Source organism: Mycobacterium sp. NGS64 (genome assembly GCF_059812245.1).
In genome coordinates, this window is sequence record NZ_JCALCI010000028.1 from 1 (window position 1) to 1302 (window position 1302).

Annotated in this window: 1 protein-coding gene; it reads right to left on the minus strand. The window is 62.6% G+C overall.

The genetic code is table 11. From position 1 onward, the window contains the following. Positions 1 to 7 precede the first annotated feature (7 nt). The gene (locus AC5Y4S_RS29740; RefSeq protein WP_500036094.1) at positions 8 to 1195 is read right to left on the minus strand and encodes an IS30 family transposase; all 1188 of its coding nucleotides are present in this window, start codon (positions 1193 to 1195) and stop codon (positions 8 to 10) included. Positions 1196 to 1302 lie beyond the last annotated feature (107 nt).

The following is a 1302-nucleotide window of genomic DNA, read 5'->3' on the forward strand; positions in this document are numbered from 1 at the left end:
GGCGGTTTCAGGCGGTGGTTGCAACAGTGATGGGTTTGGACGGGTCTGAGAGTAGTTCGTCGAGGACTTCTGCTGGCTTTTTCCAGCCCAGTGTTTTGCGTGGTCGGTTGTTGAGCTGAGCGGCAACGTAGTCGAGGTAGTCGGCCGGAAACACCGACAGGTCGGTGCCTTTGGCAAAGTATTGGCGCAGCAGGCCATTGGTGTTCTCGTTACTCCCGCGCTGCCACGGCGAGTGGGGATCGCAGAAGTAGATATCGAGTTCGGTGGCCGCGGCGATGGCCGCATGATTGGCCATCTCGCGGCCCTGATCCCAGGTCAGGGTCCGGCGCAGGATTGCCGGCAGTTGAGCCATTTTGGCCACGATCGCTTCCTGCACTGCCAGCGCGCCGTGATCATCGGGCAGGTGCAGAAGCAGCACGAACCGGGTGGCCCGCTCCACCAGGGTGCCGATTGCCGACTTACCGCCAGCGCCCAGAATCAGATCACCTTCCCAGTGTCCGGGCACGGCGCGGTCTTCGACGTCTGGTGGGCGCTCGCTGATGTTGACCATGTCGGGGATGCGGCCCTGGCGTGCATCGGCGCGGCGTTGGGGTTTGCGCAGAGCCCGCCCGGTGCGTAGGCATTGATGCAACTCACGACGCAAACTGCCCCGGCCTTGGACGTAAATCGCCTGGTAGATGGTTTCGTGAGACACCCGCATCTCCGCATCGTCGGGAAAGTCCAGCTGCAGCCGGCGAGCGATCTGCTCGGGGCTGTATTTCTCCAGTAGCCGAGTCTGCACCTCGTCATGCAATGTCTCATTGAGCGCCAACTTGCCGGGCCTAGCTCGACGCGCTCGCTGCTGGGCGCGCGCCTGAGCACCCGTGGCGCTATAGCGAGGCTTGGCGTCGCGGCCACCCTTTTTCGGCGCCCCGAACCGGTACCGTTCCCGATACCGCCCGTAACAGAACGCGTTTCGCTCGATCTCGCGCATGACTGTCGACGCCGCGCGCCCCAACTCCTCAGCGATCTTGCGGATCGATTTACCCATCTTGACACCGACATCGATGATCACCCGTTCGCCCAGGGTCAGCCGCGGCCGCTTACGCGGTCCGCCATCAGGAAATTTCGGTCTCACCCCGCCAGCATCAGCAAACCAGCGCCGCCCGGTATACACCGACACGCCAACGGCTACACCGGCCTCACCCGCTGACATCCCCTCTCGGATGCGATCCCAGAACTGACCAACGACCCAGGGATAAGCCCTCAAAAACACAACAGCCTCCAACTAGACGACTGTTGCAATCACCCCTAGAACCCAAG

What these genes read in the sequence shown, in the direction of transcription:
- AC5Y4S_RS29740 (WP_500036094.1), bottom strand. Translation starts at nt 1,195, where the DNA reads ATGTCAGCGGGTGAGGCCGGTGTAGCCGTTGGCGTGTCGGTGTATACC.